Genomic DNA, 7941 nt, shown 5'->3' on the forward strand with positions numbered 1-7941 from the left:
AAAAGATTTAGAATACTAAGTGAACGCTATCGAAATAGACGGAAAAGATTCGGTTTACGCATTAACTTAATCGCTGCACTGGTAAACCGGATGAACTTGCAATAACGACTTTCGCAAGAGATCTATTATATATTTTAGAAACAGGGGATAATGCGGTCGGTTTTTTAGAGATTAATTATAATCCTATAGAAGAGATCAATCCTTTACTTTATTCAGATACTACTGCCGGTTTATGGGCTTGGTTAATACCAATTGCAACTGCAGGTGGCATTTTAGGGTGGGCAAATAACGACTCTGATAGTTCATCGAGTCCTAATAATTCAAGTCAATTGCTTGATGCAGCGGAAAAGGCGGTTAAAGCAGCAGAAGATGCGAACAAAGCCGCAAAGGATGCTTTGACCGATGCACAAGCTGATGGATTAATTACCCCTGAGGAAAAGGCAAAACTTGAGCAAGCACTTGCTGATGCTAAAGCTGCAGAAGATACTGCTCAAAAAGCTGTTGATGCTTTAAAAGATGGTACAGACAAAGACGGCCTACAAGACCGTTTAGATAACTTAACAGATATCGAGATTCCAGCGGTCACTGATACCGATGGCAATGGCATTGATGATGCGGTGGATGCACAAATTGCCAATGCTGAAGCGGCAGTAAAAGCCGCAGAAGATGCCTACCAAGCCGCAGAAGATGCATTAGAAGAAGCCAATGCAAACGGCTTAATCACCCCAACCGAAAAAGCTGCACTTGAAGAAGCACTCCAAGCGGCACAAGATGCCAAAGACGCAGCGCAAGATGCGGTAGATGCCTTACCATCGGCACCTGCAGCAGTGCAAGATGCCAAAGATGGCTTCCAAGATCGTTTGGATGCGTTGACGGATATCACCATTCCAGCGGTCAACGATGCCAATGAAAACGGAGTCGATGACAGCACAGAAAATCCAGTTGATTTAGCCACAGATCTGGTTGAAGCAGCAGAAGATGCACTCACTGATGCGAATGCAGATGGCTTAATCATACCTGAAGAAAAAGCTGCTTTAGAAGATGCCTTAAAAGATGCGCAAGATGCTAAAGATGCAGCACAAAATGCAGTGGATGCCTTGCCAGACAGCGCGGACAAAGATGCACTGCAAGATCGAATTGATGCCTTAACGGACATCACCGTTCCAGCGGTCACCGATACCGATGGCAATGGCATTGATGATGCAGTGGATGCACAAATTGCCGATGCCGAAGCGGCAGTAAAAGCCGCAGAAGATGCCTACCAAGCCGCAGAAGATGCATTAGAAGAAGCCAATGCAAACGGCTTAATCACCCCAACCGAAAAAGCTGCACTTGAAGAAGCACTCAAAGCGGCACAAGACGCCAAAGACGCAGCGCAAGATGCGGTAGATGCCTTACCATCGGCACCTGCAGCCGTGCAAGATGCCAAAGATGGCTTCCAAGACCGCATTGATGCGTTAACGGATATCACTATTCCAGCAGTGAACGATGCCAATGAAAACGGAGTCGATGACAGCACAGAAAATCCAGTTGATTTAGCCACAGATCTGGTTGAAGCAGCAGAAGATGCGTATCAAGCAGCAGAAGATGCACTCACTGATGCGAATGCAGATGGCTTAATCACACCTGAAGAAAAAGCTGCTTTAGAAGATGCCTTAAAAGATGCGCAAGATGCTAAAGATGCAGCCCAAAATGCAGTGGATGCCTTGCCAGACAGCGCGGACAAAGATGCATTGCAAGACCGAATTGATGCCTTAACGGACATCACCGTTCCAGCAGTGAATGATGCAGATACGGATGGCAACGGTATCGCGGATGTTATTGATGACTTGATTGCTGATGCAGAAGCGGCAGTGAAAGCCGCGGAAGACGCTTATCAAGCGGCAGATGATGCCCTGAAAGCAGCATTGGACAATGATGGTGTTTATAGCCAAGCAGAAGTAGATGCGTTAACCGAAAACCTAGCCGATGCACAGGCAGCGAAAGATGCAGCCCAAGATGCAGTGGATGCTTTACCATCGGCACCGGCAGCAGTGCAAGATGCCAAAGATGGCTTGCAAGATCGTTTGGATGCCTTGACGGATATCACCATTCCAGCAGTGAATGATGCAGATACGGATGGCAACGGTATCGCGGATGTTATTGATGACTTGATTGCGGATGCAGAAGCGGCAGTGAAAGCCGCGGAAGATGCACGAATAGCGCAACAAGAGATTCTGGAAAACCTAACGGATGCCAACAGTAATGGTGTGATTACGCCAGAAGAGTATGCAGCTGCTGAAGCTGAACTTGCAGCATTACAAGCAATTGTTGATGCCGCAAAAGACGCAGCACAAGAAGCAGTGGATGCCTTACCATCGGCACCTGCAGCAGTGCAAGACGCCAAAGGCGATTTCCAAGATCGTATTGATGCGATAGCAGCATTAGAAATTCCAGCAGTCACAGATATCGATGACAATGGTATTGATGATGCAGTTGATACGTTGATTGCGGATGCAGAAGCGGCAGTGAAAGCGGCAGAAGATGCACGAATAGCGCAACAAGAGATTCTGGAAAACCTAACGGATGCCAACAGTAATGGTGTGATTACGCCAGAAGAGTATGCAGCTGCTGAAGCTGAACTTGCAGCATTACAAGCAATTGTTGATGCCGCAAAAGACGCAGCACAAGAAGCAGTGGATGCCTTACCATCGGCACCTGCAGCAGTGCAAGACGCCAAAGGCGATTTCCAAGATCGTATTGATGCGATAGCAGCATTAGAAATTCCTGCTGTAACATTACTGGACGCAATAGATGATGAAATTGAGCTTGATTTAGGCTCGATAGAAACCAGTCCATGGGATGAAGTTAAAGAAGTCAGTGAACTTGCTGTAATTGATTTAGGTTTAATCAATAATGATGCTGCTGGCCTTGAGTTTAGTGTACCGAACAAAGTTTCAGATCAAGGAAAAGGTCATACTGGCAATGTAACGATAACAGTAAGCCAAAGTGATTTGGTTGCCGTTGCTTCGGGCTTTAGTGTTCATGTTGTACAAAAGCAAGCTGATGGTTCATGGAAAACTATTACAGTCGCAACAGTGGAAGATGGGCTTATAGCAGATGCTTTAGGTTTAGATATCTTAGGAGTGGTTGATGATGGTAACACTGTAGCTTTAGAGCTTAAAAATTTACCTGAAGGTGAATATAAAGCAATTGTAGCAAATGATGAAAGTGCTATTCGTTCACTGGTGGATGATTTATCACTAGAGGAATTAGGTGAAAATGGCATTTTGCTTGGTAAAGATAATCAAGATGCTGTGTTGAATGCAGTAGAAATTGCTTTAAATGGCAACTTCATTGGACTTGGTACTGCAGTAAAAGGAGTTTTAGCGCCATTGTTATTGACTGCTGATACCTTGGGCGTAGGTCAAATTGTTGGTGCTGTGACAGCGATTCCATTGGTTAAGACATTATTAGGTGGTGTGATTGATCCAATTCTTGATGCAATAGCGGATGCTTTAGTTGATAACTTAATATCTATTTTGAAAAAGACAGATATAACGGCCATAGGTGAAGAAATCCATTTTAGTAATTTGGAACTCACAAATAATGTTTTAGAAAATGATATTTCTGAAAATACATCAACAGTGATTCAAATAAATGGAGTGGATGTTATAGCGGGTGTTCCGACTATAGTTCAAGGACAATATGGAAGTTTAAGTATTGAAAGTAATGGTACATTTACTTATATCAGTAATGGATTAAAAGAATCTTCTGGAAAATCAGAGACCTTTACTTATACTATTTCAGATGGTATTCGAACAGATGATGCTAATTTAATTATTAATATTAAAGATATCGTTGCGCCTGATGCTCCAATTATTAATCCTGTGAATGGTGAAGATACAATTACAGGTATTGATACATACTTTATGGGAACTGGTGCAGATACTGTTGTCTTTAGTATGCTAGTCGGTGCAGAGACAGATGATACGGGTGGAAATGGTCACGATACTTGGACTGATTTCAGTTTAACAGAGGGTGATAGAATTGATGTAAATGCTCTATTGCAAGATGGATTAAGTAAGTTAGCTACTGACAGTAATTATGTTGGTAATTATATTAAAGTTAATACATCTGGTAATGATACTGTGATTCGTATTGATCGTGATGGTAGTGCTACTGATTCGACATATACTGAAACTGAGTTGCTTACATTGAAAAATGTAAATACTACACTTCAAGAATTGTTAGATAATAACCAGCTTTTATTCTAATTAAATAGAATTTAAGCAATCAGAAAAGAGCCTCCTCGGAGGCTCTTTTTTATTTTCTTCATAAACACCGCTAGATTCAAATAAAATGTGAAACTCATCAAATTAAAATGAATAAAATGTGTATACATCTCAAATGCATGCGATTTTAGTGATTAAAATTATAAAAATAATAAATAAAATCAAGATTATAAAATTGTGGAAGGCACTAAATTACGCTATTTTTTAAGGGTGAATTTTTTGAGATTTTTGCTGTGAATTTAAAGGCAATTTTATGGGTGGGGAGTATTGGATTTGCATTACATGGTTGTACAACCATGCAGAGTTTAAACCCAAATTCATTTAATCATTATGCATCACCACAAGAAGTGATCAATCAAAAAGGGCTAAATAGCGCAAATGGAAAGGCTAAAGAATACGTCTATGATTGGGGGCCACAAAAGAAAAATATGGAAGCAGAATCACTCATACCCAAGCAAAATATGAGCAGTTACTGCCAAGCCAAAAATGGCAAATTTATTCAACTGAATAAAAGCAATTTGAACCAAGTCAAAAATGCATGGAGTCGTAAATTATTAGCGACCTATAGCAGTATAAAACAGGGCACAGGTGTATTTCAGTGTAGTCAGGCAGATGGACAGCGCTGGATGGTTGCTATTGAACCCGTTTCAGAGCGTAAATCAAATGACCGTTCTGAAACCCGCTTAGTCAGTTTGTATACAGCAATCATTGGACCCGATGAACGTCGCAAAAATTATAATAAACAAGAAGAAAACGTAGCTAAAAAAGTAACATCAAGCAAAGCAAAGGCAACGACAACAAAAAGCAATGCGAAAGATGAAGCAAAAAAAGAAGTAGAGACTAAAAAAGAAGCTAAAGCCAAAGAGCCTGAAAATAAACCAGCGGCGAAGCCGGTAGCTGAAACATCTCAGCAGATACAAATGCGTTTATATGTGAATGCTCGACGCGACTTAAATGCGGGTAAAAACCAAGTCACCGCTTGTAATAATGCACAGCGCGCTTATAGCTATGGCAAATTAAATGGTGCAAATGCCAATAGAGCCTATGCTGAATCAGGCATGCTCGTTGCAAAATGCTTAACATCAGTGCCTGCTTATAGCAAAAGTTATCCAAACGCCAATGCAAGAGCAAAAGGCATCCTACAAAACTTAGCGACCAACTATAACCATGCAGGGGCAAAAAATATGTTGAATCGTATGAAATAAACCTCAACAGGATAAAAGCCATTTGGGGAAATAAGCTTTTATCCTGATCCAATCATGTACTCAGATAAAGTTTTAAAAATAATAAGGAAAAACCATGAGTTCAGTAAATGAAACTTATTTTAATGCACCATTATTTGACCGAGAATTGACAGAGATTGCAGTCAATATCGAGCAAACACCCTTCTTTTTGAATGATCGAGGGCATCCAACATATTTAGCGTCACTTGGGGCGGGGATTCATTTAATTACAGAGTCAGCCACCAATGCGAAAATGACGATGGGAAATCCCTACGATGTACCTTCCGAAATTTCGACTAAAATTACCAATTGGGGGGAGCAAACGGAGCTTGAATTTGAAGGGCAACACTTCGAGTTTATGCCATTGGTGGCAAGCAAAGAAAACGCGGCAGCTTTTGGTATCACCTTAGTTCAGGCAGGTGAAGCGATTCAGATTCATTCAAATCAAAAACGACTGTCAGAGATTCATTATGAATATGGCATGATGGCAGGTCATTGTTTTGCCTATCTGGATGGTGGGAAGCCTGATTGTAGTGGAAAAACCCTATTTCCTTTTGTAGCTACAGATTTAGAACACCATGACTTTCCTCATATTTTTAGCGCGACAGATCAGGATCATTTGCAACTAGTCATCTCAGTAGGACGCTATTTCCCAAATCTAGGCAAGATTTACTTGGCAGATTTATGGGTTAATCCGGGAGATGTTCTCTACATTCCTGCGAAGCCAAAGTATTCGAATCCTGAGTTTATTGACCTCCATAATAATCGTAACGCAGCACTTGCATGTTGGCGAGGGGATGGCAATAAATCGACATTGACCACCCATAGTTTGCTCGATACCCACGGACATTTTTACTGGTATTGGAATAGAAGGCCAACGATTCATCCTCTCATCTATGCACCGACTAGCAAAAATGAATAGTTGAGTTACATAGACCAAACAGCAAATACAGCACTTCATGATACAAAGGTGACTCAAGTTTTGGGAGTTTGGTCTATGGCTTACGGTTTATCTAAAAAATTACATCTACGTTTTTCACGACCAGCAGGTTTGACTTTATTGACGCTCACGATGCTTGGGACGACGCAAGTGAGTTTAGCGAGTCCGGCGGTCGATCAGCTCAGTCAATGTTTAGTAAAATCGACCACTGCCGCAGATAAAACGGCGGTTCTACAATGGACCTTTTCTGCTTTGGCAGCACATCCAGATTTAAAACAATACAGTAATGTCAGTGATGCGCAAAAAACGCAACTCGATAAAAATCTAGCTCAAGTGATGCAACGAATCTTGGTTGAGCAATGTTCTACGCAAACGCAGGCCGTAATTAAAGCCGATGGTCTACAGGCTGTAGGCGAAAGTTTTCAAGAGCTTGGTAGTATTACTGGGGATGAAATATTAAAGACGCCTGAAATTAAACAACAATTACAAGGCGTACTGCGTTATGTCGATTTGAATAAATTGGTGACCAAATTTTTAACCCCAGAAATTTGGAATAAGTTAGGTGTGGTTCGTTAATTTTATTTTGAGTAAATAAAAAATGCTCCTTTTATACAAGGAGCATTTTATATGGATTCACCCTAAATGGATGATGATCCAATGCGTTTTAGTTTCGTGACTCAAGCATTAAATGGTAATCGTCGCGCCTAATGCTTTAACAAATTGCGCCATCCACGCAGGGTGAGCAGGCCAAGCAGGAGCAGTAACTAAATGACCGTCGGTCACTGCATCCGTGACTGCAATATCTGCATACTGACCGCCAGCCAGTTTAACTTCGGCGGCACATGCAGGATAAGCGGAACATGTACGGCCTTTCAGTACATTGGCTGCTGCCAAAATTTGCGCACCATGACAAACCGCTGCAATCGGTTTTTTCGCTGCGTCAAATTCGCGTACGATTTCAATCACACGTGCATTCATACGTAAATATTCAGGTGCACGACCACCCGGAATCACTAAGCCGACATAGTTATCTGAGTTAACTGCATCAAAGTCATAGTTAATGGCAAAGTTATGACCGCGTTTTTCGCTATAGGTTTGTTCACCTTCAAAATCATGAATCGCTGTGGCAATGTTGTCACCGGCTTTTTTGTCAGGGCAAACGGCATGAACGGTATAACCAAGACCAACTAAAAACTGAAAAGGTACCATGGTTTCGTAGTCTTCAGCATAGTCACCTACAAGCATAAGAATTTGTTTTGACATAATGTAACCCTCTGTTGAAATATGATTTATATCAATTTTTCATTTACCTTAGCATATTGAAATGACAGTTTTAAGCAGGCTGTAAATTCTTTAGTTGTATATTTTTATTTAGATTTCTTTGTACACGACAAAAAAAGATAACTCATTGAAATAATGGCATAATACTTGTTTTCTGACGACGAATATGATGACACATTTCAATGAGTTACATCTCATCTTAAACAAATATCTAAAGTGGAAC

General features: G+C 41.2%; 5 protein-coding genes and 1 pseudogene. 5 read left to right on the top strand and 1 reads right to left on the bottom strand.

Annotated elements, in window-relative coordinates:
- From FTV09_RS16280 to FTV09_RS16300, 5 genes and pseudogenes are all read left to right on the top strand, one after another.
- A pseudogene (locus FTV09_RS16280) lies at positions 1-105 on the top strand (IS5/IS1182 family transposase); the annotation flags it as partial.
- 224 nt (positions 106-329) lie between these two features.
- A complete protein-coding gene (locus FTV09_RS16285; protein WP_180058888.1) occupies positions 330-4256 on the top strand; it encodes a type I secretion C-terminal target domain-containing protein in 3927 nt (1308 codons plus the stop codon).
- A 251-nt stretch (positions 4257-4507) separates the two neighbouring features.
- On the top strand, positions 4508-5479 hold the full coding sequence (locus tag FTV09_RS16290; RefSeq protein ID WP_180058889.1) for a hypothetical protein: 972 nt from the start codon (positions 4508-4510) through the stop codon (positions 5477-5479).
- 94 nt (positions 5480-5573) lie between these two features.
- Positions 5574-6419, top strand: a complete 846-nt coding sequence (locus FTV09_RS16295) for a hypothetical protein (RefSeq protein ID WP_180058890.1) — start codon at positions 5574-5576, stop codon at positions 6417-6419.
- Positions 6420-6569: 150 nt separating this feature from the next.
- Positions 6570-7013 carry a hypothetical protein gene (locus tag FTV09_RS16300; protein WP_257222928.1) on the top strand — a complete coding sequence of 148 codons (444 nt, stop codon included), beginning with the start codon at positions 6570-6572 and terminating at the stop codon, positions 7011-7013.
- A 108-nt stretch (positions 7014-7121) separates the two neighbouring features.
- Here FTV09_RS16300 and FTV09_RS16305 read toward each other — a convergent pair whose 3' ends face one another.
- A complete protein-coding gene (locus FTV09_RS16305; RefSeq protein ID WP_078193062.1) occupies positions 7122-7700 on the bottom strand; it encodes a DJ-1/PfpI family protein in 579 nt (192 codons plus the stop codon).
- Between the last annotated feature and the right edge of the window lie 241 nt (positions 7701-7941).

This window comes from Acinetobacter sp. YH12227, from assembly GCF_013417785.1.
GTDB lineage: Bacteria > Pseudomonadota > Gammaproteobacteria > Pseudomonadales > Moraxellaceae > Acinetobacter > Acinetobacter gandensis.